This is a genomic window from Amorphoplanes friuliensis DSM 7358, assembly GCF_000494755.1.
Classification (GTDB): domain Bacteria; phylum Actinomycetota; class Actinomycetes; order Mycobacteriales; family Micromonosporaceae; genus Actinoplanes; species Actinoplanes friuliensis.
In genome coordinates this window covers 2,493,951-2,516,137 of the sequence record NC_022657.1, presented here as the reverse complement: position 1 = coordinate 2,516,137, position 22,187 = coordinate 2,493,951, and the positions used below count along the sequence as shown (strand labels likewise).

Sequence of the window (22,187 nt, the reverse complement as noted above, 5' to 3'; positions counted from 1 at the left end):
CGCACTCCCTCTTCCTAGAGCGACTCGACGGTGGGTCCGGTCAGGCGGTGACGGGTGTCCAGCACGAAGCGCGCGTGCCGGGTGACGAAGTCGAGGTCGAAGGCGTCGTGATCGGCCAGCAGCACCACGGCGTCGGCCGCGGCCAACTGGTCCTCGGTGAGCGCGACCCGCTGGACGCGCTGGTCGACGTGGGCGTCCTCGATGACGTGCGGGTCGGCCGCGCGGACCTCGGCGCCCATGTCCAGCAGCAGCGAGGCGACCCGGCGCGCCGGCGACTCCCGGGCGTCACCGGTGTTCTTCTTGTACGCCAGCCCGAGCAGCAGCACGGTCGAGCCGTTGACCGCCTTGCGCTGCTCGTTGAGCGCCCCCACCAGCCGCCGTACGACGTAGTCGGGCATGTGGTTGTTGATGTCGTTGGCCAGCTCGACGAACCGGAAGCTCTGCCCGAGCGTGCGCTGCACCCGCCAGGACAGGTACGACGGGTCGATCGGCAGGCAGTGCCCGCCGACGCCGGGGCCGGGCACGAAGCGCATGTAGCCGAACGGCTTGGACGACGCCGCGTCGATGGCCTCCCAGACGTCGATGCCGAGGTCGTGGGCGAAGACGGCCAGCTCGTTGACCAGCGCGATGTTGACGTGGCGGAAGGTGTTCTCGAGCAGCTTGGCCAGCTCGGCGACCTTGCAGTCGGAGACCGGCACGGTGTGCTCGACCACCGAGGAGTAGAACGCCTGCACCCGTTGCAGGGACGCCTCGTTGATGCCGGAGACGACCTTCGGTGTGGTGACGAGGTCCCAGACCTTGTTGCCCGGGTCGATGCGCTCGGGGCTGTAGCCGAGGAAGAAGTCGACCCCGGCGATCAGCCCGGAGCCCTCCTCCAGCAGCGGCGCGACCAGATCTGCGGTCGTACCGGGATAGGTGGTGGATTCCAGCGCGACCGTGGCACCGGGCCGCAGGTAACGGGCCAGGGTGCGGGCCGATTCCTCGATGTAGTTGAGGTCGGGCGTGCCCTCGCGCAGCGGGGTCGGCACCGCGATGACCGCGACGTCGAAGCCGGCCAGCGAGCGCGGGTCCGACGACGGGTGGAAGGCGCCGCTGTCGAGAATCTCCTGCAGCTGCTCGGAAGCGATGTCGTCCACGTAGGACTCACCGGCGGCCAGACGCTTGATCCGTTCGTCGTCGACGTCGAAGCCGACAACCTGATGGCCCACCTGGGCGGCGCGGACGGCCAAGGGCAGCCCCACGTATCCCTGACCGGCGATGACGACGCGCATGGGCGTGTTCCCCTCCTGTGCTGGTGTGCTCACGGCTGCCGTCCCGGGCGTACGGTGAATTCGGGCTGGCGTGGTGGTGGTGCGGTCCTGTTGCGCCCGTTGGCGCGGTTGCGGCCGGCGCGCGAGACCGCGGCCGGTGCGCTGGTGTCGCGGGCGGCCGACAGGGCCGGGCTCTCGGCGAGCCAGCGCAGCACGGCGATCAGGTCGGTGCGCGGGACGGTGGGGTCCAGCAGCGACAGCACGGCGCCGTCGAGCGGCGGGACCGGTGCCTGCGAGATCAGCGGGTGGTTGGGCCGGTGGTCGGGCTCGTCCGGGCCGAGCAGGATCTCCGCGAGCTTCTCGCCCGGCCGCAGCCCGGTGTAGACGATCTGGATGTGGCGGTCGGTGTTGCCGGCCAGGCGCCGGGCGACATCGGCGATGCGCACGGGCTCGCCCATGTCCAGGACCAGCACCTCGCGGGAGCTGTCGAGGGCGCCGGCCTGGATGACCAGGCGCACCGCCTCCTGCACGGTCATGAAGAACCGCGTGACCTCGGGGTCGGTGACGGTGATCGGCCCGCCCGACTCGACCTGCGCGGTGAACGCGGTCAGCACCGAGCCGCGGCTGCCCAGCACGTTGCCGAAGCGCACGCTGCAGAAGGTGCCGGCGGTGGCCTCGTCGGCGGCCGCAGTGAGCCGCTCGGTGATGCGCTTGGAGTAGCCCAGGACGCTGGTCGGCTCGGCGGCCTTGTCGGTGGAGATGTTGACCAGCCGGTCGACGCCGTGGCGCAGCGCGGTCTGCAGGATCTGGTACGTCCCGATGACGTTGGTCTTGAGCGCCTCGGAGGGGTGCATCTCCAGCAGCGGCAGGTGTTTGAGGGCCGCGGCGTGGAAAACCACCTGCGGGCGGTGCTCGGCGAACACCTCGTCGAGGCGCTGCTGGTCACGGATGTCGGCGACCACGAGGTTGCGGTCGTCGAGCATGGCGCGGCCGTCCAGCGACAGCTGCACGGCGTGCAGCCCGGACTCGTCGCGGTCCAGCATGACCAGGGCGGCGGGGTGGAAGCGGGCGACCTGGCGGCACAGTTCCGAGCCGATCGAACCGCCGGCCCCGGTGACCAGCACCCGGCGGCCCTCGAGGTACCCGGCCACCGCGGCCAGGTCGATGCCGACCTCGCGCCGGCCGAGCAGGTCGGCGTGGCTGATCGGGCGGATGTCCTCGACGCTGACCGTACGCCCGAAGAGCTCGACGACCGGCGGCACGACCTTCAGGTCGACGTTGAGCGGCTGGGCCAGCTCGGTGAGCTCGCGGACCAGGTCGACGCTCGCGCTGGGGATCGCGATGAGCACCGCGTCGGCCCGGAAGCGCCGCACGACCTCGGCCATGGCGTGCCGGTTGCCGGCCACGGGCACACCCATCAGCCGCAGCGAGCGCTTGGCCGGGTCGTCGTCGAGCAGTGCGACCGGGATGTAGGGGCTGAACGGGCTGCGCAGCATCGCCCGGATGACCTGCGCCGAGCCCTCACCGGCGCCGATCACGACGACCCGGGTGCCGTGCTCGGCCGAGGGCCGCAGGCGCTGGTTCTGCAGCAGCCGGACGAAGTAGCGGATCCCGGAGGCCAGGACCAGCGCGATCAGGCCGGCCCCGATGATGGCCGAGCGCGGCACGAGCCGGCCCACGAGCGTGTCGAGGATGAACACCACCGGGGTGGTCAGCGCCGCGGTGCGCACCAGCGCGGCGATCTCCTCGAAGCAGCCGTAGGACCAGCGGCCGGTGTAGAGCCCGAAGCGCAGGCCCGCGACGGTGTGCACGACCGCGGCCAGCGAGGCCAGCACCAGCAGGCCCGAGACGTCGACCTCCGAGACGTGCCCGTCGTGACGCAGCAGGGTGGCGATCAGCAGCGCCGCGGCCAGCGCCAGCGCGTCGGCGCCGGCCCGGGCGGCCCGGCCCGGCAGGGCCGCGAGCAGCCACGGTGGTGTTCTGGAGCTCTTGGTCGACCACTCCCCGGGGGGCGGGGCGTCCGCGGCGCCGCGGGGCGTCGCTCGCCGAACCTGCATGAATATCCTCCCCGTACGAACGTGCCTGCGGCTAGGGAAATCGAGCGCCACGCAAATGCATCACCGGGTCGGTAAATGCCGGGGCCGCTCGTCGTGCATCGCTTTTCAGCGCTTGCGAACAGAGCTTGTCATTGCTGGCCGCGGGGCCACAGTAGTAATTGTCATGCCCTACATGAGCGTCTTTCATGTTCGCTGTTTCAGCAGTCTGACGAGCACTTTTGCCGTCGGCGACGCCCCTTTCGGGGCAATAGGACCGCTTCACGTTCGGCATGACATTTGCAACTGTCTTTGAGCACGCCCGCTCTGGCAGCGTCTTTATCGCAAGTGTCAAACAGGAGACAAATGATGCGGGTGCTGCACATCATCACCACGTTGAGCGAAGGCGGCGCACAGCAGCAACTGCGATTGCTCGTGCGCGGCCTCGACCACCACTGCGAAATAGCCACGCTGTCGCAGACCGGACCGGCCGGTGAACAGTTGCGCGCCGGCGGCACCACCGTGCACGAGTTCTCCTCCACCGGCGACCGCGACCTGCCGACGGTCATCCGGCTGCGCCGCCTCATCCGGCTCGGCCGCTTCGACGTGGTGCACACCCACCTCTACCGCGCCTGCGTCCAGGGCCGGTTCGCGGCCTGGCTGGCCGGCGTGCGGCATGTGGTCGCCACCGAGTACCACGTGCACGGGACCGGGCCACGGGCCCTCTATCTGGCCTCCGAACGCCTGGGGCGCATCACGATCGCGGTGTCCCCCGCGATCGCCGGGCGGCTGCGCGCCTGGGGCGTGCCGCCGGAGCGGATCGCCGTTATCGCCAAGGGGGTCGACGCGGCCGAGTTCCGTTACGACCCGCAGCTGCGCGCCGCGGCCCGCGAACGGCTGGGCATCGCCGCCGACGTCCCGGTGATCGGCGCTCTGGGCCGGCTCGAACCCGGCAAGCGGTTCGACCGGCTGATCCGGGCCGTGGGTGAGGTGCCGGACGCGGTGCTGCTGCTGGTCGGTGACGGCCCGGCGCGGGCGTCCCTGGAACGCCTCGCCGTCATCGAGGGTGTCGCCGACCGGGTGCGGTTCGCCGGGGCGGTCACCCACGCCCGCGAGATGCTGTGCGCGATGGACGTGTTCGCCTCACCCTCGGACGAGGACACCTTCGGGCTGGTGGTGCTCGAGGCACTGGCCTGCGGACTGCCCGCGCTCTACGCGGTCTGCCGCCCACTGGAGGAACTGGCTGCGGCCCGGACGGCGGTCGACGGCACCGAACGTCTCACCCCGCACGACCCGGAGTCGCTGCCGCGCAAACTGCGGACCGAGTTGCTGAGCTTCGCCGAACGCCGCGGCGCCCGGCTGCCGGCGCGCTCGGCGGGCAGCCGCTACGACGCCGCGCACGTGGCCGCCACGGTCGGCGGTCTCTACGAGCGGATCGCCGGCGAGCGACCCGGCACCAGGGCGCAGCGCTCGGCCACGCGCCGGACCACCTCGAAACGCAGCAGACGCTTCAGAGCCAGATAACCCAGGTACGCGCCCAGCGTGTTGGAGATCAGGTCGTTGACGTCCGCCCACCGGTTGCCGTGCACGGTGAGCACGATGATCGCCTGGGTGATCTCGATGGACGCGCTGAGCGCCAAGGCGATCGGCACGACCCGGACCTTGTCGTGCACGCCGAACACCAGACGCAGCACCGCCGCCAGCGGCAACGTCATGACGGTGTTGAGCACGAAGTCGTCGACCCGCATGGTGGTCAGCGGGACCAGGATGATCCGGTAGTACGCGGGCTCACCGGCGTACGGGCCCCAGGACAGGTGCAGCGGCAGCATGGTCGCGCCGAGCACGGCGACCAGATACCAGCCCGCGAGCCACGCCGTCGCCAGCCGGGGCGCGCTGAGCAGATCGTGACGGCGCAGCCCGGCCCACGACACGATCATGAGCAGGACACCCAGCGGGACCAGGATCGGCAGCGCCGGCACGACAAGCTCATCAGGTGGCATCCGGACCAACAGTACGAGGTGGGAGCCGGTGCTCAGTGCAGCCAGCCGCCCTTGCGGGCGATGCGGATCGCGTCGAGCCGGTTGCGCGCGCCGGTCTTGGTGATCACGGCCGAGAGGTAGTTGCGCACGGTGCCGCCGGAGAGATAGAGCCGTCCCGCTATCTCGCGCACCGATTCGCCCTCCGCGGCCAGGCCGAGCACCTCGAGCTCGCGGGTGCTCAGGCCCCGGTCGGTGTTGAGCGACGCGGCCTGCAGCATCGGCGACACGACCCGCTCGCCCGCGGCCAGGCGCCGGATGGAGTCGGCCAGCACCGCGTCGGAGGCGTCCTTGAGGACGAAGTTGAGGCCGCCGGCCCAGCGCCGGGGCGGGAGCATGCCGCGCTTGGCCGGATCGCACAGCAGCAGCATGGAACAGGACGGGATGGCGGTGTGCAGTTCTTCGGCGATCGGCAGCACCTGGCTGACCATGTATTCGGTGTCGATCACGATCACGGTCGGCCACAACTCGGCGGCGCGGGCAGGCATATCGGATCCGAAGGGCAAAGTGCTCACGTAATGGATATCGGGCTTGGCCTCGAGCAGGACACGTACCGGAACTCCGAAATACCCCTCGTCTCGCACCACCACTACCCGGATCATCACACCACCTCGTCTGTCAGCCGGTTTCCCTGCGCATCCACCTGCTTAGTTCGGAGATGCCAGGCCGGTGGATCGGTGCGCCGCACGGTCAATTCCCTGCCGATGGTCGTGAAGGTCAGCGTTTTCCCAGGTCAAAAGACATTTGTGCCATTCGATTGCCCCGGACTGTCCGCCTGCACACCGTACCGAGAGGAACACGCTCCGAACATGTTCTTAGCCGATCGACCGAGGCACATGTGCCGGATCTTCGAAAGCGTGGCGCGGATCGACGAGTTAATCGCACCGAAACGCGAGCGCATCACTCCGATGTCGCCTATTATGACAATTGAACCGACATAATGGACCGCGTTTCGCGCGGTACCGCGCGGGGGTACTGCGCGGCGCATGGCAGATTTCGCGGTTCAGGTCCTCAAGCGGGTGCTCGCGCCGATCGCGGTGCTGCTCGCCGTCATGATCGGCTTGGGCCTGCTCGTCACCAAGGTCCTGATGCACGTGTGGCCGCTGACCGTGGAGGACTCGGTCAACCGCGAGTTCGAGCGCGACCGCACCCACGAGATCAGCCTCTTCTCCCTGATCTTCAGCACCCTGGCCAGCACCCAGGCCGTCATCGCGGTCACCGTCCTGGCCGCGATCGTGCTGCGGCTGACCCTGCACCGCTGGCGTGAGTCGATCTTCCTGTGCGCGGCCGTCTGCGCGCAGGCCCTGATCTTCTTCCTGACCACCCTGGTCATCGACCGGCCCCGGCCCAGCGTCGACCACATGGACGTCTCACCGCCGACCTCGAGCTTCCCGTCCGGGCACACCTCGGCCTCGGTCGCGCTCTACCTGGGACTGGCGGTGATCCTCTACCGCCTGACCGACAAGATCTGGCTCAAGCGGGCCTGCTGGTTGCTGCTGCTCATCCCGATCGGCGTGGCCCTGGGCCGGATGTACCGCGGCATGCACCACCCCAGCGACGTGACGGCGTCGTTCCTCAACGGCGGCATCTGCGTGTGGGTCATGGCCCGGGCCATCCTGGACCGCGGCGCGATCCAGGCCCGCAGGCTCACCAGCGCGAGAGCGTGACCGGCGCCGGCCGCCACTGCACCAGGGCGGCCGTCGCGTCGTCGCGCAGCTCACCGTTCTCGTAGGACACGATCTCGTGGATCAGCTTGCGCATCGTCTCGGCCGGTGAGCCCTTGGTGAGCTGGGCGATGATGAAATCGGTGAGCCGGTCCAGGCCGAAGAGCTCGCCGTCGGCCGAGCGCGCCTCGGTGATGCCGTCGGTGTAGAGCATCAGGGTGTCGCCCGGCTCCAGTGTCACCTCGGTGATGGCCGGCGGGCGGGCCCGCATGTGTCCCAGCCCCAGCGGCAGGGCCGTCGGGGTCGGCAGGGCCGGCAACGCCCGGCCGTCGCGCAGGAACAGCTCGGAGGGATGCCCGGCGGAGATCCGCCGGTAGGTCCCGGTGGCGGTGTCGAGCTCGGCCAGCAGCGCCGTCACGAACGCCCCCGGATGCTGGCGCCGGATCCACTTGTCGATCGACCGGTAGGTGTCGGCCAGATCCAGACCGGACCGCCGGGCATTTCTGTACGTGTTGAGCGTGAGTGTGGTCAGCGCGCTGGCGCTGATGCCGTGCCCGACGGTGTCGAAGAGCGCGACGTGCACGACGTCGCCGTTGGCGGCGTAGTCGAAAGCGTCGCCGCCCACGTCGTAGCAGGGCTCGAGCACCGCGGTGACCAGCGCGTCGTTGGCCGCGAAGGTCAGCGGCGGCAGCTGGCTCCAGATGATCTCGGCGGCCAGCTGCATCGGCAGGCGCCGCCGGGTGCGCTCCACCGCGTCGCCGTAGAAACGCCGGCTCGCGATCAGCTCGGCGACCAGCGCGGCGATGACCCGGAAGTCACGGCGCTGCGTCTCGTCGGGCGCGCTCTTGAGCCACACCTCGAGCACCCCGAGCCGTTCGGCGCCGTGCAGCAACGGCAGCCACAGGCACTCCTGCTCGTCGGTGGTCTGCGCGGTACGGAACGCGTGCCCGGCCAGCGTGCCGTCGACCTTGCGCGACTCGGGCTCGCCCGGCGTGCCCTGCAACGGCCACAACGCGATCTGCTCGTAGTCGACCAGCAGCACGGTCACCGTGATGGCGTCGAGCAGCGGCGCGACATCGGCCAGCGCCGGCGGCAGATCCTCCGGCCGGCTGCGGTACCTCAGATCGAGCAGCCGCCGTACGGCTTCCATCGAGTCCGGCACGCGGATCACCCCCCTTCACCACTTCCCCGAACCGCATGATCGCCAACCACAGGTCCCGCCGGCGAAGACACGAAGCATAGGTGCCGCACGCGGCCGGTGCGCCCTGCCGGTCAGCCCAGGGCGCTCAGCCGCTCACGCAGCGCGGCGGCGTCCTCGTGCTGCAGCTCCTCGAGGATGTCCAGAGCTCGCTGCCAGGCGGCCCGCGTCCGGTCCTTGTCGCCGGCGTCGAGGTGAACCTGGCCGAGCTGGGTCAAGCACAGGGTCGTGTTGTACTGGTCGCCGCTCTCGCTGAACAGCGTGGCCGCCTGCTCGTAAGCGTGGGCGGCCTCGGTGAAGTGGCCGAGCTGGTGGTGGGCGAAGCCGAGGCTGTCCCAGATCTCGCTGCCGATGTTCGACGCCCGCGTTTCGGCGTGCACTCGCAGCGCGCGTTCGCAGTAGGCGATGCCCTGCTCGTAGTCGCCCAGGCGGGCGTGACACCAGCCGATCGCGTTGAGACCGGCGGCCTGGCCGAAGAACGAGCCGGTCTGCTCGAAGAGCTCGTAGCCGCGGTGGTTGTGCACCAGCGCGTCCTGGTAGCGGCCCTGGCCGGACAGCACCTTGCCCAGGTTGAGGTTGCCACCGGCCTCGGCCGAGACGTCACCGAGGGTGGCGAAGACGTCCAGGGCGAGCTTCATGTGCTTCTCGGCCTCGTCCAGGCGGCCCAGCTGGTAGAAACCGCCGGCCAGGTCGTTGTGGGTGCGCACCCGCAGCCGCTCGTCACCGAGGCGCTCGGCCGAGGCCATCGCGCTGTTCTGGGTGGCCACCCAGTCCTGGCCCTGCCAGCGCCGGAAGAAGTACGTCGCCAGCGCCCAGGCCAGGTGCCAGGCACGCAGGTCCAGCCCGGTGCGGGCGGCCTGGTCGACCATCGCCACCAGCACCGGCTGCTCGGCGGTGAACCAGGCCAGCGCGCCGGGTGAATCGTCCAGCGGTGCGAGCACCACACCGTCGTCGATCACCGAGGTGACCGCCGCGGGCAGCCGGTGCTCGTCGAGGATGCGGTCCGCGGCCAGGGCGGTGTGCAGATAGTGGTCGACCATGCGGCGCAGGGCGGCCTGGCGCTGCTCGCCGGGTTCGCCGTCGGCCTGCTCCCCCGCGTACGCGCGCAGCAGGTCGTGGAAGGTGAAACGGCCCGGCGCGTTCTCGGCCAGCAGGGAGGCGCCGGTGAGCTCGGCCAGCAGCTGGGCCGCGGTGTCCGGATCGGTGCCGGACAGGCTCGCCGCGGCCGGGACCGAGACCTCGGGGCCGGGGTGCAGGCCGAGCAGGCGGAAGAGCCGCGACGCCGCCGGCGACAGTGCGCGCGACGACCAGGAGAACACCGAGCGCACGTCGCTGGCCGGGTCGTCGCCGGTCAGCGCGTCGAGGCGTTCGCGGCTGTCGCGCAGCTCGGCGGCCAGCTCGACCAGCGGGAGCTGGGGGCGCATCGCGGCGCGGGCGGCCACGATGGTCAGCGCCAGCGGGAGCCGGGCGCACCGGGTGATGATCTCGTCGACCGCGTCCGGCTCGGCCGCCAGCCGCTGCTCGCCCAGACGCCCGGCGAGCAGCTCGCGGGACTCACCGGTGCTGAGCAGGCCCAGGTTCAGCGGCCGGGCACCGTGCCCGGCGACCAGCCCGGTCAGCTCGTTGCGGCTGGTCACCAGGACCAGGCAGCCGTTGGCACCGGGCAGCAGCGGGCGCACCTGGGCGGAGTCGCGGGCGTTGTCGAGCACCAGCAGCATCCGCTTGCCGGTCAGCAGGCTGCGGTAGAGCGCCACCTGCGCGTCGAGGTCACCGGGCACGTTCTCCGGCGGCACACCCAGAGCGCCCAGGAAACCGCGGACCGCCTCGGACGGGTTCAGCGCCGAGCCGGCCGGGTCGAAACCGCGCAGGTTGACGTAGAGCTGGCCGTCGGGGAACCGGGCCCGGACGCGGTGTCCCCAGTGCACCGCCAGCGCCGTCTTGCCGACACCGGCCGAGCCGGACACCGCCGAGATGACCACTGCGGCCGGGCCGGTGGTGGCGGCCGCGGTGACACTCTCCAGGATGTCGAGCTGCGGGACCCGGCCGACAAAACCGTAGACGTCGGGCGGGAGCTGGGCGGGCCCGGAAGGTGCGGGGGTCTGACCACCGGCGGTGGCCACGAACTCGTCGCGGGCCGCACCGGACAGCTGCAGGGCGTCGGCCAGCCGGCGGATCGTGGAGGGCCGGGGTGTGCGGCGGCCGGTCTCGATCATCCGCAGCGTCTTGACGTCGATGCTGGCCTGTTCGGCCAGCTCCTCCTGACTCAGCCCGATCTCCCGGCGGCGTGCACGCACCTTGTCGCCGAACAACCCGTCCGCTCCCCTCAACCCGTCGCTGCCGCTCCGAACGCCCGGTTAACGCCCTGGTAACGCCGGGCCGCGCAGGAGACCGTAACTGTACGTCCGCACGACGCCGGTACCGGCCGGGGCAATCGACCCTGGTCACCACCGGCGCGCGGCGCGGCTGAACGGGGGTGGACCGCCTGGCACCGGTGATCGGACGCTGATCACCGGTGCCCGGGCGGTCTGGTGCGACCCCTGCGCGCGCACCGGTTAGGCTTTCCTAACTCGGAGAGCGGGGTGGGGTGTGGCGCAACCGGAGTCGCTGGCCGATCTGCTGGGTGGCCGCCGGGCCGCGCTGGACGCGACCGTGCCCCCGGTGGTCTTCGTCGCCGCCTGGCTCATCGGCGGACGGTCCCTCTGGATCGGCGCCGCCGCCGCGATCGTCGCCGCCGTCGGGGTCGCCGGCTGGCGGCTGCGCGCCGGTGACAAACCCCGCGCGGTCCTGATCGGTCTGCTCGGCGTCTGCGTCGCCGCGCTGGTCGCTCTGCGTACGGGCCGGGCCGAGGACTTCTTCCTGTTGCAGATCGTCACGAACGCCGCCAGTGCCCTGCTGTGGGCCGTGAGCATCGTCGTGCGCTGGCCGTTGCTGGGTGTCATCGTCGGTACGGTGCTCGGGCAGAAGACGCGGTGGCGGCGCGATCCGGCGCTGCTGCGGGCGTACTGTCTGGGCAGCTGGGTCTGGGTGGCTCAATATCTGGTCCGGCTCGCGGTGTTCGTGCCGCTGTGGGCCGCGCACGCCGTCGTGGCACTGGGCATCGCCCGCGGGGTGCTGACCTGGCCGCTGGTCGCGGCGTGCCTCGCGGTCAGCTGGTGGGTGATCCGCCGCAGCCTGCCGCCGGAGCACCCCGGCCTGCGGCATCCGCAGTCAGCGGTCGACGCCCACGCTGACCGGCTCGCGTGACTCGGCGGTGTCGAAACCCTCGCGGTGCATGGTGCCCCACTCGGCCTTGCGGCCGTGCAGCGCACCGAAGGCCCCGGCGACCTGCCAGACGGCCAGCATCTGCCGGTAACCGAAGTTCTCGATGACCGCGGCGGCGACACCGCGCACCAGATCGCCCCAGCGCGGGTACCGGTGGAACGAGACCTCCTCGATGAACAGCGAGATCAGGCTGACCAGCAGGCCGTAGCCGTAGGCGACGAGGATGAAACGCCAGAGGAACGCGGTGTCGACGGCGCCGGCCCAGCGCCCCAGCGGCAGCAGCACCAGCGCGCCCAGCTCGATGAACGGCGCCAGCAGCTCGAAGACGACGTAGTAGGGCAGCGCGACCAGCCCGATGCGGCCGTAGCGGGGATTGAGGATCATCCGCCGGTGCTTGCCCAGGATCTCGGCGATGCCGCGGTGCCAGCGGCGGCGCTGCCGGCGCAGCACCTTGCGGCTCGAGGGCGCCTCGCTCCAGCTCACCGGCTCGGCCACGAAGATGACGCGGTAGTCCTGTTTGCGTTCGCGCAGGTGGCGGTGCAGCCGGACGACCAGCTCCGCGTCCTCGCCGATGGTCGCCGGGTCCATGCCACCGACCTGCACGACCAGGTCACGGCGGAAGACCCCGAACGCGCCCGAGATGACCACCAGGCCCCCGAGACGCGACCAGCCGGTGCGGCCCATCAGGAACGCCCGCAGATATTCGACCACCTGGATGCGGACCAGCCACTGTTTGGGCATCCGCACGTCGACGACCCGGCCGCCGACCACCTTGCAGCCGTTGGCGATGCGCACCACACCACCGCAGGCCACCACCCGCAGCGGGTCGTCACCGAAGGGCTTGGCCACCGACAGCAGCGCGTCGGGGTCGAGCACCGAGTCCGCGTCGACCATGCAGATCAGCGGGTGCCGGGCCAGGTTGATGCCGACGTTGAGCGCGTCGGCCTTGCCGCCGTTGGTCTTGCGCACCACGGTCAGGGTCTCCGGATTGGCCCGCGCCACGTGCACGGACAGGACCTGGCTCTGGTACGGGATCTCAGCGGGCACCACCCTGGGCACCTCCACCAGGTCGAACTGCTCGCGCAGCAGCTCGAAGGTGTCGTCACTGGAACCGTCGTCGACGACCACCACCTCGTAGCGTGGGTAGCGCAGCGAGGTCATCGCGGTCACCGCCGCGACGATCCCGGCCCCCTCGTTGTACGCGGGCACGATCACACTCACCGGCAGGGTCAGCGGGCTGCGGAACATGTCGTCGGCACCGGCGAACGGGACGCGCCGCAGATGCTTGCCGAACTCGAGCCCCGCCATCACGATCAGCACCAGATAGCTGCTGTTGAGCGCGACGAAGTAGGCGAGGATCGCCACATCGGTGTAGCGCAGGACCTCGCGGATGAGCTCCTCGGTCACGCGGCGACCTCCACCTTGACACCGACCCGGGACAACGCCAGCGCCTCCTGGGCGTGGCTGGCCGACGCGGACGGGCGCGCGTGGGCGCCGGCCCCGTCGGCGTGCGCCCGCGCCTGCTCGGCCTCGACCGCGGCGACCAGCGCCTGCGCGCCCGGGCGGCCGAGCCGGCGCAGCGCGTGCGCGGACTCGTGTGCGACGTGGAAATCGTCGTCGTCGAGCAGCGTCGCCAGCGTCGGCACCGCCGAGGGCGCACCCAGGTCGCCGAGCGCTCGGGCGGCGGCGGCCCGCAGCGCCGGGGGCCGTGACGCGTGCAGCGCCCGGGTCAGCGGTTCCAGTGCGGTACGCGTACCGAGTTTGCCCAGGGTGTTCGCGGCCGCGACCCGCACGTCGAGGTGGGCGTCGTCCTTGAGCACCCGGGCGACCCGGTGCACCGAGGCGGTCGCGCCGAGCAGGCCGAGCGCGTCCAGGCAGACCGCCCGCACCCGGGCCTGCGGGTGATCGAGAGCGGCCGACAGGGTCACCTCGGCCTCGGCGCCCAGCTGGACCAGGGTGTGGGTGGCCAGCAGCGACGGCAGCGGGTCGGAGCGGTCCAGGCTGGCGATGATCCGCCAGGCGGCGGCCGGGTCCCCGATGCGGCCCAGCGCCCGCACGGCGACCACGCGCACCTCGGCGTGGCGGTCGGTCAGCAGCCGGCACAGCTCGGGCACGGCCTGGCGCAGCTCGAGGTTGCCGAGCACCTGCGCGGCCCGCGCCCGCTTGACCCGGCTGCGCGAGTGCAGGTCACGCAGCGCGGACCGGGCGATGCCGCGGCGCAGGAAGACCGAGACGAGCCCGAGGTGCGCCTCGCCGCGCAGCTTGCCCAGCAACGCCAGCGCACCCGGCTCGGCGGCGCGCCACGCGTCGTCGGGGATGGCCACCAGATCGTGGCTGCCCTGCTCGCCGTTGTCGGCGACGAAGGCCAGCAGCGCGCGGCGCGGCCCGGCGGCCAGCGCGGCCCGCTTGCGCTGGCGGACCTTGCGGAACACCCGCACGGCGACGATACCCAGGGCGGTCGCGGCCACGACACCGGCGAGGATCTCGATGACCAGGGTGAACAGCCCGAGCATCAGCTGCCGACCCGGGCCAGGGCGGCCTCGACACGTTCCAGCAGGTCGCGGGGGCTGAACGGCTTCACGATGTAGTCGGTCGCGCCGGCCGCGTAGCCCTGCTCGAGGTCCTGGGGCCGCGAGCGCGCGGTGAGCATGATGATCGGGACGGTCGCGGGCAGCGGCCCGGCCCGCAACTCGCGGCAGACCTCGATGCCCGACATCTTCGGCATCCGGACGTCGAGCAGGACCAGATCCGGCGGCTGCTCACGGGCCGACCGCAGAGCGGCGATCCCGTCACCGACGCCGATCACGTCCAGGCCACCCTTGGTCAGCTTGTAGGTCACCAGGTGACGGATGTCGGGATCGTCCTCGACGAGAAGGATCGTGCTCATCGTCCCCCTCCCCCGCCCGGGCCGGCCTTCGTGCCGTGCCGAATATATCCGTTATGCGAGCATCGCTCGCCGGGAACGGGAGCAATGCGGCAACCGACGCCCCCGCAGCTCAACACGGTCGTGGCAGCGTCGATGAAGGGTTCGTGGAAATCCGGAAGGTGATCAGCAGGCGCGGCGCGGCCCTGGCCGGCGCCGTGCTCGCCCTCGGGCTCGGCACGGGCGCGACCGCGGCCACCAGCCTCGCCCTGGCCGAGCAGGACGCGAGCACCGCGGCCCTCGCCCTGCGCACCGCTAGCGTGCGCGGCGCCCTAGACACCACCTTCCAGCGGTACGCCGACACCATGCACAGCCTCGTCGCCGCGGCCGCCACCGAACCCGCCGCACGCCTGTCGCCCGCCGTCGCCCGCCTCACCGGCGACACCCTGCCCGGCGCGCACCAGGTTGTTGTCGTCGACGCGAACCGCACGGTGCTGGCCCAGCACACCGTCGACGGCAGCAACCCGCCGCCGCGTACCACGCTGAACCCCGAACCGTCGCTCGCCCGCGGCCTGGACCTGGCCCGCGAGAGCGGCCGCCTGGTCGCCAGCCCCGCCCACGTGCTCCCCGCCGACCTCGGCCTGCCACCGGCCCACCGCCAGCCCGCGTTCGAACTGATCTCCCCCGTCCACGAGAACGGCTTCCGCGGCTGGGTCGTCATCGGCGTCCGCGCCCCCGACCTGCTGCGCGAGTCACTGCGCGCCGCCGGTGTCACCGGCGTCGCCACCGTGCTGACCGAGACCTCCGGAGACGGTGTCACCCACGAGGTGGCCCGCTGGGCCGAGGGCGGCGGCCCGCTGGGCGAGAGCCGCGGCACCGTCGACGTCGCGCTCGCCGGTCACACCTGGCAAATTTTGGTACGCCCCACCACCGCCCTGGTCAGCGCCGGACGCGCCGCCGCGGCCCCGCTGACCCTGCTGGGCTCGGCGCTGATCAGCGTTGTCGCCGCCGGCCTGCTGCTGGTTGCCGACCGCGGACGCCACCGCGCCGAGGACCACGCCCGCCAGGCCGCCGCCGACAGCCGCGCGGAGATCGACCGCGCCCGCGCCGCCGAAGCCGTCCTGCACGAGCGCACCCGCACGGCCGAGGCACAGCTGCGGGAGCGCGAGGCCGAACTGACCGGCTTCGCCACCGCAGCCGCCGACCACCTGCACGCACCGCTGCACACCATCGCCGGCTTCACCGAACTGCTGCTCGAGGACGCGGGACCGCTGGACGAGGCCTCGCGCGGGTTCCTCGACCGCATCGGGCGCAGCACCGGGCGCATGCTGGCGCTCGTCGACGACCTGCTCGCGTACTCCTCGGCGGCCGACGCCGCCCTCAAGCTCGAACCGGTCGACGCCGGCGGGCTCGCCCTCGGCGTGGTCGCCGGGCGCCTCGACCACGTCACCGGTGAGCGTCCCAGCATCGACGTCGGCGACCTGCCGGCCGTGACCGCCGACGCCGAACTGCTCGGCGAGGTCCTCGGCCAGCTCGTCGACAACGCCGTACGTTTTGTACGCCACGGCACGGCCGCACGCGTCACGATCGGCGCCCGCGAGCACGTCCCCGGCTGGTGGCGTATCGAGGTGGCGGACCGTGGCATCGGCGTACCGGAGGAGCAGCGGACCCGCATCTTCGCGCCGTTCCACCGGGCCCCGGCCGCGGAGGGTTTCCCGGGCACCGGGCTGGGTCTGGCCGTGTGCCGGCGCATCGTGGACCTGCACGGTGGTGAGCTCGGCGTCGACCCGAACCCGGGTGGCGGCAGCATCTTCTGGTTCACCGTGCCGACCACCGGCCTGACACCGGCCCGCGGCGCCGACCTCTTCGCCGCCGACCTCGCCTGACCTACCGCGCCTGCCTCTGACATTCCAGAGGCAGGCGCGACACAGTGCCTAGAGCGTCCTAGGAACCTGGTTTGTCAGCTGCCGAACAGCTTCCACCGCTGGGTCTCCGCACCGCTGCAGGTCGCCGTGGCGACCTTGTGGTTGGCGATCTGCGTCAGGCAGCGCCCGTTGCCGCTGTTGCGCAACGTCTCCGTCGGCTGGGTCCAGACGTGCTGGGTGGCACCCGAGCACAACGGCAGTGAGACGACATTGGTCGAGCTCGCCGACAGGCAGTAGTACGGCCCGATCGCCCCCTGCCAGGGCACGAACTCGTTGGTGTTCGTCCGCCACCAGAGCTGGTCGGTCGCATCAAGATCACACTCGGCGGTGGTCACGGCACCGCCGCGGGGCGAGGCCGTCAGGCACTCGTAGTCGCCGCCCCAGTTCTGGATCTGGAAGACGCCGGCCATGATGGCCGGCGTATCGGTGCGCGCGGCCGGTGCCGCGGTGGCCGCGGCCGGCAGGAGGCCGGCCCCGGTGATCAGGGCGATGGCGGCCACCGCAGCCGCTCTGCCCCACGTACCTGTCGATCGAGTCATTCCCCGTCCTTCCATGACTGGTCTTACATTCATCCTAATCAATGAGTTACCGGTCATGGGGGATACTACGGTTGACGTTATATAACGCCGCCTTTACTGTGGCGCCATGCAGGAGCCCTTCTCTTCCGCCGTGCTGCTGGCGGCGTATCCGGCGCGGCTGCGCCGGCGCCACGGCGCCGAGCTGATCACGACGATGGCCGAGGTCGCCGGTCCGGCCGGTCCCACTCGCGCCGAACGGCGGCACTTCGTGCTCGACGGACTGCGGGAGCGTTTCCGGCTGCCCCCGCAGCGGCCCCTGGCGGTCGTCGCTGCCGTACTGGCGTTGCTGATCGGCGGCGCGCTCGGGGCCGCGGCGGGTTCCTGGGCCGGCATGTGGGCCTATCCGACGGTGCCGGCCCTGGGCCCGATCGCCGCCCGGGCGCTCGGTTCCGACGCCACGATGGAGGCCCGGCCGGCGCAGCTGCGGTTGTGGTCGGACACCCTGGGCACGCTGGGCCCGGGCGTCGATCCCGTCGAAGCTGTCGGTCGCGCCCGCGAGCGGCTGAGTGCCGCCGGATGGCAGACCGACGCGGTCGAGGTCTCCGGTGGGACCGATGGCATCCACTTCCGCCGGGCCGAGTTCCGGGCCGAGAAGTCCGGTGTCGGGCTGGAGCTGACGGCGTACTACGACGACAGCTCCCTGGTCCAGCTCGGCGCCTGGTCACAGCGGCCACCCGTGTACGCGCCGCTGGTCCTGGGCGGGATGGCACTCGGGTTGCTGGCGGGCTGGCTGAGCGCCGCGGCGCTGGCCTACCGGATCAGCGGTGCGCACCGGCGACGGGCGAGTGCGGTCACGGCCGGAGCCGGGCTGGCGCTGTTGCTGCTGCCCGCGGGCTCGCTCTACCTGTCGCTGGTCCGTTACCTGCCGCAGGGCCGGGACGCCGGTGTGACCGATCTCGTACACCGCGCCCTGGCCGCGAGCCCGATCTCCGCGCAGGCCGACAGTCTCAACCTCGGGCTGAGCTGGACCGACTCGCCCTACCTCAACAAAGTCCTGGTCATCGCCGGGCTGGCCGCGGTGCTGGCCGCCGCGATCCTGGCCCGCCCCGGCCGTGGCAGCGAGCAGCCGGCGGGCCCCCAGCCGGCCTGAGGCGGTGGCACGACGGCTTAGGGTGCTGGGTATGGAGCAGGCGAGCAGGCTCAAGAACGTCCGGTACGACATCCGCGGTCCCGTGCTGCGCCGTGCCCAGGAGCTGGAGGCCGCCGGGAACCGGATCCTCAAGCTCAACCTGGGCAATCCCGCGCCGTGGGGCCTGAGCACGCCGGAGCCGATCGTCGCCGACATGGTGCAGCACCTGAGCGACGCCGAGGGTTACAGCGATGCGCGGGGCATCTACTCCGCGCGGGTCGCCGTCGCGCAGTATTACCAGACTCTCGGTGTCGAAAGCGTGCAGCCCGACGACGTCTTCCTCGGCAACGGGGTCTCCGAGCTGATCGTGATGTCGTTGCAGGCGCTGCTCAACACCGGCGACGAGGTGCTGGTGCCCAGCCCCGACTATCCGCTCTGGACCGGGGCCGTGACGCTGTGCGGGGGCAAGCCCGTGCACTACCGCTGCGACGAGAACGAGGACTGGGCACCGGATCTGGAGCACGTCGCCGCGCAGGTCACCCCGAACACCCGCGCCATCGTGATCATCAATCCGAACAACCCGACCGGTGCCGTCTATTCGCGGGAGACGCTGCTCGGCCTGCTCGAGATCGCCCGGCGCCACGACCTGCTCGTGCTGGCCGACGAGATCTACGACAAGATCCTGTACGACGACGCGCGCCACGAGTGCGCGGCGGCTCTGGCCCCCGACCTGCTCGTGCTGACGATGAGCGGTCTGTCCAAGGCCTACCGCGCGGCGGGTTTCCGCTCCGGCTGGATGGCGGTCAGCGGCCCGACGACCCACGCCACCGAGTACCTCGAGGGTCTGCAACTGCTCGCGAACATGCGGCTGTGCCCGAACGTGCCGGCCCAGCACGCGGTGCAGACCGCACTGGGTGGCTTCCAGAGCATCACCACGCTGATCCGCCCCGGCGGGCGCCTGTACGAGCAGCGCAACCACGCCTGGCGCAAGTTCAACGAGATCCCCGGGGTCAGCTGCGTCAAGCCCCGCGGGGCGCTCTACCTCTTCGCGCGGCTCGACCCGGAAGTCCACAAGATCCGCGACGACCAGAAGATGATCATTGATCTGCTGGAGCAGCAGCTGATGCTGCTCTCGCACGGTTCGGGCTTCAACCTGCCCACGCCCGACCACCTGCGGATGGTGTTCCTGGCCCCGGTCGACGTGCTCGACGACGCCACCGACCGGCTGCGCCGATTCCTGGAGAACTACCGGCAATAGGACACCTTGCGCCGCCGATGTACCGTCTGCGGGCCCGCACGAATCAGAGATCACCTCAGGTTCGGGGCACTCGGTCGTTTCGGTCGCAGAGGAGAACCGGTGGACGGACGCAGGCTGCTCCCGGGCGTGGGTGTGGCGCTGGCCATGATCACCCTGGTCGGCTGCACATCGTCGGACTCGAAGTCGCAGACTCCCGAGCTCGAGGATCGCGGCACGGTCCTCACCACGGTCAAGCCGACGCGGCAGGACCTGACCAACCGCATCAGCCTCGCCGGCAAGGTGACCATCAACCCGGTCTTCGGCATCGTCGCGCCCAAGACCGGCGAGCTGCGCTACCTGGCCCGGCCGCCGTCGACCACGCCGTTCGACCAGGAGACCTGGGTGGCGACGGTCTGGCGCAAGGGCAAGCCGTACTCCGTGGAGATCCCCGCGGGCGCGGCCCTGGCGGGCCGGCTGATGGAGGACCGCTCCGACGTCACCGCCGGCATGCCGGTCGTCTCGGCGCGGCACATCGGGTACGGCATCGTCGCCGACATCGACAGTGCACTGGCGTACCGGATCTCCGGGGCCGCCAAGAGCGTCCAGGGACAGATCAAGAACGGGCCGGGCCCGTTCAAGTGCAAGCCGCTCGGCACGATCGCGGCCCTGCCGGCCGGGACCATCCCCGAGCCGGCGCCGACCACTCCGGCACCGGGCGCCACCGGTGCGCCGACGGCCCCGCCGGAGCCGGAGGCGCCCAGCGGCGGCGGTGAGGGCACCGCGCCGACCGGCCTGCAGCTGGTCTGCACCGCACCCTCGGACATCAAGCTGATCAACGGCGCCGCGGTCACTCTCGACCTGGTCACCGACCGGGCCGACGACGTGCTGGTGCTCCCGGTCGAGGCCATCGCCGGCACCCAGGGCAAGGGCAAGGTCGACCTGGTCGGCGAGGACCGCGTCCGCAAGACCGTCGACGTGGTCCTCGGTCTCACCGACGGCAAGGTCGTGGAGATCAAGAAAGGCCTGAAGGGCACCGAGACGGTCGCGATCCCCGGCCCGAACCTGCCCACCGCGGCGCCCGTGCCCGGCGGCGACCAGCAGTCCGGGGCGCCGGGATGACAGCGCTGATCGAACTCACCGGCATCACCAAGGTCCTCAAGGGCCAGAAGCAACCCCGCACGATCCTCGACGGCATCGACCTGAGCGTGCACCCCGGCGAGAGCGTCGCGATCGTCGGGCGCTCCGGCTCCGGCAAGAGCACGCTGCTCAGCGTCATCGGCCTGTTCGACCGGCCCGACCAGGGCAGCTACCTGCTCGGCGGCCAGGAGATCAGCCGGCTCAAGGAACGCCGCGCGGCCAAGCTGCGCAGCTCACAGTTCGGCTTCGTCTTCCAGCGCTTCTTCCTGCTCAAGCACCTGACCGCCGCCCAGAACGTCTCCATGGCGCTGGTCAACGGTCAGGGCTGGCTCCCCCGGCGCGACCGCCGGGCGCGGGTCATGGAGGCCCTCGAGCAGGTCGGGATCGCCCACCTGGCCAAGAACCGCCCGCCCAAGATGTCCGGTGGTGAGCAGCAGCGGGTCGCCATCGCGCGCGCCCTGGTCCGCAACCCGCAGATCCTGCTGGCCGACGAGCCGACCGGCGCACTCGACACCGAGACCGGCACGCTGGTCATCGACGCCCTGCTGGAAGCGACCACCCGCGGCTGCGGCCTGATCCTGGTCACCCACGACCGTGACCATGCCGCCCGCATGGGCCGCACCGTCGACCTGGTCGACGGCGTGCTCACCGAGCGGGTCGCCGCATGAGGCGGCTCTCGGGACGGTTCCGGTCCGCCCTGATCATCGGCATCCAGGGCATCCGCGCCCGCAAGCTGCGCACCCTGCTGTCCATGGTCAGCCTCTTCCTGGGCGTGCTGGCCGTGGTCGTCGTGCAGGCCGGCGCCAGCATCGCCGAACGCGCCCTCTTCGCCGGTGTCGAGCTCAGCAACGGCATCGACGGCACCAAGGTCATGGACATGCCACCGCTGCCCCAGGCGGCCGACATCGTCGTCGACACCGTCCGCGGGCGCAGCGACGCCATGGCGATGCTGACCGTCTCGGCCATCATCGGCGAGCCCGGCGTCACCCCCGTCAACCAGGGCGCCGCGCCGTTCGACGAGGACTGGGGCGGCCAGTGCTACCCCGAGCAGGGCTGCGACCCGACCCAGGTCGCCCCGAAAGGCCAGGCGATCGAGGTACGCCTGGTCGCCATGACCGGTGACATCCGGCCCTTCCGGCCGTACCGCCCCCAGACCGGCGACTGGCTCGACTTCAGCACGGTGCCGTCGATGGCCCCGAAGATCGTGCTCAACCTCGAGGCGGCCAAGGGCTTCTCCCGCTACAAGGTGCCGGCCGAGATGCGCGTCAACGGCGCGTCGGCCAACCTCACCCCGCAGCTCGTCGGTGTGGTCGACGACGGTGGTTACCAGCCCCAGGCGTACGTGCGCCTCGACGAACTGGTCACCTGGCTGCCCGCGTCCGGGCTGGCCGACCCGAGCAGCGGTGGCATGCAGGTGCTGATGGCCGGCGACACCCCGGTCGAACAGATTCTGATCACCAAACTGCGCGGTGCCGGGGCCGACCCGTACGTGACGACGGTGGACTCCCGCGAGCAGGGTCAGAAGGAGATCCGCCTGCTGCGCCTGGTCTTCCTGGCCATGGCCGGCCTGGTCCTGCTGATCGGCGTGGCCGGCATCCTCAACGTCGGCCTGGCCACGGTCGGCGAACGCATCGAGGAGTTCGCCCTGCGCCGGGCGGTGGGGACACCGAGATCACTGCTGGCCGGCATCGTGCTGGCCGAGACGTTGCTGACCGGCTTGCTCACCGCCGCGGCGGCGATCGGGGTCAGCGTGGTCGGGCTCAAAGCCCTGTCGGCCTTCGTCGGCGAGTCCGAACCGTTCCTGCGCGACCTGCAGTTCCCGTGGGACGCGGGCGTGGCCGGCATCATCGCGGGCCTGATCGCCGGCATCCTGGGCGGCTTCGTCCCGGCCGTGCGCGCGGCCCGCATCCCCATCGCCACCGTGATGCGCGCCTGA

19 protein-coding genes are annotated in these 22,187 nt (G+C 71.3%); 9 read left to right on the top strand and 10 right to left on the bottom strand.

The annotated features are described in order from the left end of the window. Positions 1–14: 14 nt before the first annotated feature. Both AFR_RS11725 and AFR_RS11720 read right to left on the bottom strand, forming a co-directional pair. Positions 15–1,271: a nucleotide sugar dehydrogenase gene (locus tag AFR_RS11725; RefSeq protein ID WP_023360632.1), complete on the bottom strand. Its 1,257-nt coding sequence runs from the start codon at positions 1,269–1,271 to the stop codon at positions 15–17. 29 nt (positions 1,272–1,300) lie between these two features. Further along, a complete protein-coding gene (locus AFR_RS11720) occupies positions 1,301–3,307 on the bottom strand; it encodes a polysaccharide biosynthesis protein (protein WP_023360630.1) in 2,007 nt (668 codons plus the stop codon). Positions 3,308–3,652: 345 nt separating this feature from the next. Here AFR_RS11720 and AFR_RS11715 point away from each other — a divergent pair, with 345 nt between their 5' ends. Next, a complete protein-coding gene (locus AFR_RS11715; protein ID WP_084298364.1) occupies positions 3,653–4,807 on the top strand; it encodes a glycosyltransferase in 1,155 nt (384 codons plus the stop codon). Here AFR_RS11715 and AFR_RS11710 read toward each other — a convergent pair. Both AFR_RS11710 and AFR_RS11705 read right to left on the bottom strand, forming a co-directional pair. Next, positions 4,708–5,283 carry a VanZ family protein gene (locus AFR_RS11710; RefSeq protein ID WP_041840800.1) on the bottom strand — a complete coding sequence of 192 codons (576 nt, stop codon included), beginning with the start codon at positions 5,281–5,283 and terminating at the stop codon, positions 4,708–4,710. The genes AFR_RS11715 and AFR_RS11710 overlap by 100 nt on opposite strands. Before the next feature lie 32 nt (positions 5,284–5,315). After that, entirely contained in the window at positions 5,316–5,921 is a 606-nt protein-coding gene (locus tag AFR_RS11705) for a response regulator transcription factor (protein WP_041840799.1), read from the bottom strand. A gap of 384 nt (positions 5,922–6,305) precedes the next feature. Between AFR_RS11705 and AFR_RS11700 the strand changes: the two genes are divergently transcribed. Continuing rightward, positions 6,306–6,986: a phosphatase PAP2 family protein gene (locus AFR_RS11700; RefSeq protein WP_023360624.1), complete on the top strand. Its 681-nt coding sequence runs from the start codon at positions 6,306–6,308 to the stop codon at positions 6,984–6,986. Here the strand turns inward: AFR_RS11700 and AFR_RS11695 are convergent. Both AFR_RS11695 and AFR_RS11690 read right to left on the bottom strand, forming a co-directional pair. Continuing rightward, the gene (locus AFR_RS11695; RefSeq protein ID WP_148307931.1) at positions 6,967–8,145 is read right to left on the bottom strand and encodes a PP2C family protein-serine/threonine phosphatase; all 1,179 of its coding nucleotides are present in this window, start codon (positions 8,143–8,145) and stop codon (positions 6,967–6,969) included. The two genes, AFR_RS11700 and AFR_RS11695, sit on opposite strands and share 20 nt — an antisense overlap. Positions 8,146–8,255: 110 nt before the next feature. After that, the gene (locus tag AFR_RS11690; protein WP_023360620.1) at positions 8,256–10,490 is read right to left on the bottom strand and encodes an ATP-binding protein; all 2,235 of its coding nucleotides are present in this window, start codon (positions 10,488–10,490) and stop codon (positions 8,256–8,258) included. A gap of 277 nt (positions 10,491–10,767) precedes the next feature. Here AFR_RS11690 and AFR_RS11685 point away from each other — a divergent pair, with 277 nt between their 5' ends. Next, positions 10,768–11,424 carry a DUF3159 domain-containing protein gene (locus AFR_RS11685; RefSeq protein WP_023360618.1) on the top strand — a complete coding sequence of 219 codons (657 nt, stop codon included), beginning with the start codon at positions 10,768–10,770 and terminating at the stop codon, positions 11,422–11,424. Here AFR_RS11685 and AFR_RS11680 read toward each other — a convergent pair. The 3 genes from AFR_RS11680 to AFR_RS11670 are packed head-to-tail and all read right to left on the bottom strand — an operon-like array spanning position 11,389 to position 14,329. Continuing rightward, positions 11,389–12,849, bottom strand: a complete 1,461-nt coding sequence (locus AFR_RS11680; protein ID WP_023360616.1) for a glycosyltransferase family 2 protein — start codon at positions 12,847–12,849, stop codon at positions 11,389–11,391. The two genes, AFR_RS11685 and AFR_RS11680, sit on opposite strands and share 36 nt — an antisense overlap. Continuing rightward, positions 12,846–13,955 (bottom strand): HEAT repeat domain-containing protein, encoded by a 1,110-nt coding sequence (locus tag AFR_RS11675; protein ID WP_023360614.1) that lies wholly within the window; start codon positions 13,953–13,955, stop codon positions 12,846–12,848. Before AFR_RS11675 ends, AFR_RS11680 begins: the two co-directional genes overlap by 4 nt. After that, positions 13,955–14,329 (bottom strand): response regulator transcription factor, encoded by a 375-nt coding sequence (locus AFR_RS11670; protein ID WP_023360613.1) that lies wholly within the window; start codon positions 14,327–14,329, stop codon positions 13,955–13,957. The genes AFR_RS11675 and AFR_RS11670 overlap by 1 nt, the downstream gene beginning before the upstream one ends. A gap of 143 nt (positions 14,330–14,472) precedes the next feature. Here AFR_RS11670 and AFR_RS43545 point away from each other — a divergent pair, with 143 nt between their 5' ends. Beyond that, positions 14,473–16,191 carry an ATP-binding protein gene (locus AFR_RS43545; protein WP_023360612.1) on the top strand — a complete coding sequence of 573 codons (1,719 nt, stop codon included), beginning with the start codon at positions 14,473–14,475 and terminating at the stop codon, positions 16,189–16,191. 74 nt (positions 16,192–16,265) lie between these two features. Here AFR_RS43545 and AFR_RS11660 read toward each other — a convergent pair whose 3' ends face one another. Next, positions 16,266–16,769: a ricin-type beta-trefoil lectin domain protein gene (locus AFR_RS11660; protein ID WP_158510524.1), complete on the bottom strand. Its 504-nt coding sequence runs from the start codon at positions 16,767–16,769 to the stop codon at positions 16,266–16,268. A gap of 106 nt (positions 16,770–16,875) precedes the next feature. Here AFR_RS11660 and AFR_RS11655 point away from each other — a divergent pair, with 106 nt between their 5' ends. From AFR_RS11655 to AFR_RS11635, 5 genes are all read left to right on the top strand, one after another. Further along, on the top strand, positions 16,876–17,898 hold the full coding sequence (locus AFR_RS11655) for a hypothetical protein (RefSeq protein WP_023360609.1): 1,023 nt from the start codon (positions 16,876–16,878) through the stop codon (positions 17,896–17,898). Between the two features lie 31 nt (positions 17,899–17,929). Then, complete coding sequence (locus AFR_RS11650) at positions 17,930–19,135, top strand: pyridoxal phosphate-dependent aminotransferase (RefSeq protein WP_148307930.1); 1,206 nt, start codon at positions 17,930–17,932, stop codon at positions 19,133–19,135. Between the two features lie 99 nt (positions 19,136–19,234). Next, positions 19,235–20,233 (top strand): efflux RND transporter periplasmic adaptor subunit, encoded by a 999-nt coding sequence (locus AFR_RS11645; RefSeq protein ID WP_023360605.1) that lies wholly within the window; start codon positions 19,235–19,237, stop codon positions 20,231–20,233. After that, a complete protein-coding gene (locus tag AFR_RS11640) occupies positions 20,230–20,919 on the top strand; it encodes an ABC transporter ATP-binding protein (protein ID WP_023360604.1) in 690 nt (229 codons plus the stop codon). Before AFR_RS11645 ends, AFR_RS11640 begins: the two co-directional genes overlap by 4 nt. Further along, entirely contained in the window at positions 20,916–22,187 is a 1,272-nt protein-coding gene (locus AFR_RS11635) for an ABC transporter permease (RefSeq protein ID WP_023360603.1), read from the top strand. The genes AFR_RS11640 and AFR_RS11635 overlap by 4 nt, the downstream gene beginning before the upstream one ends.

Bases quoted from the DNA above. Each gene is read 5' to 3' on its own strand.
- AFR_RS11725 (WP_023360632.1), bottom strand. From the start codon at position 1,271: ATGCGCGTCGTCATCGCCGGTCAGGGATACGTGGGGCTGCCCTTGGCC.
- AFR_RS11720 (WP_023360630.1), bottom strand. From the start codon at position 3,307: ATGCAGGTTCGGCGAGCGACGCCCCGCGGCGCCGCGGACGCCCCGCCC.
- AFR_RS11715 (WP_084298364.1), top strand. From the start codon at position 3,653: ATGCGGGTGCTGCACATCATCACCACGTTGAGCGAAGGCGGCGCACAG.
- AFR_RS11710 (WP_041840800.1), bottom strand. From the start codon at position 5,283: ATGCCACCTGATGAGCTTGTCGTGCCGGCGCTGCCGATCCTGGTCCCG.
- AFR_RS11705 (WP_041840799.1), bottom strand. From the start codon at position 5,921: ATGATCCGGGTAGTGGTGGTGCGAGACGAGGGGTATTTCGGAGTTCCG.
- AFR_RS11700 (WP_023360624.1), top strand. From the start codon at position 6,306: ATGGCAGATTTCGCGGTTCAGGTCCTCAAGCGGGTGCTCGCGCCGATC.
- AFR_RS11675 (WP_023360614.1), bottom strand. From the start codon at position 13,955: ATGCTCGGGCTGTTCACCCTGGTCATCGAGATCCTCGCCGGTGTCGTG.
- AFR_RS11670 (WP_023360613.1), bottom strand. From the start codon at position 14,329: ATGAGCACGATCCTTCTCGTCGAGGACGATCCCGACATCCGTCACCTG.
- AFR_RS11660 (WP_158510524.1), bottom strand. From the start codon at position 16,769: ATGACTCGATCGACAGGTACGTGGGGCAGAGCGGCTGCGGTGGCCGCC.
- AFR_RS11655 (WP_023360609.1), top strand. From the start codon at position 16,876: ATGCAGGAGCCCTTCTCTTCCGCCGTGCTGCTGGCGGCGTATCCGGCG.
- AFR_RS11650 (WP_148307930.1), top strand. From the start codon at position 17,930: ATGGAGCAGGCGAGCAGGCTCAAGAACGTCCGGTACGACATCCGCGGT.
- AFR_RS11640 (WP_023360604.1), top strand. From the start codon at position 20,230: ATGACAGCGCTGATCGAACTCACCGGCATCACCAAGGTCCTCAAGGGC.
- AFR_RS11635 (WP_023360603.1), top strand. From the start codon at position 20,916: ATGAGGCGGCTCTCGGGACGGTTCCGGTCCGCCCTGATCATCGGCATC.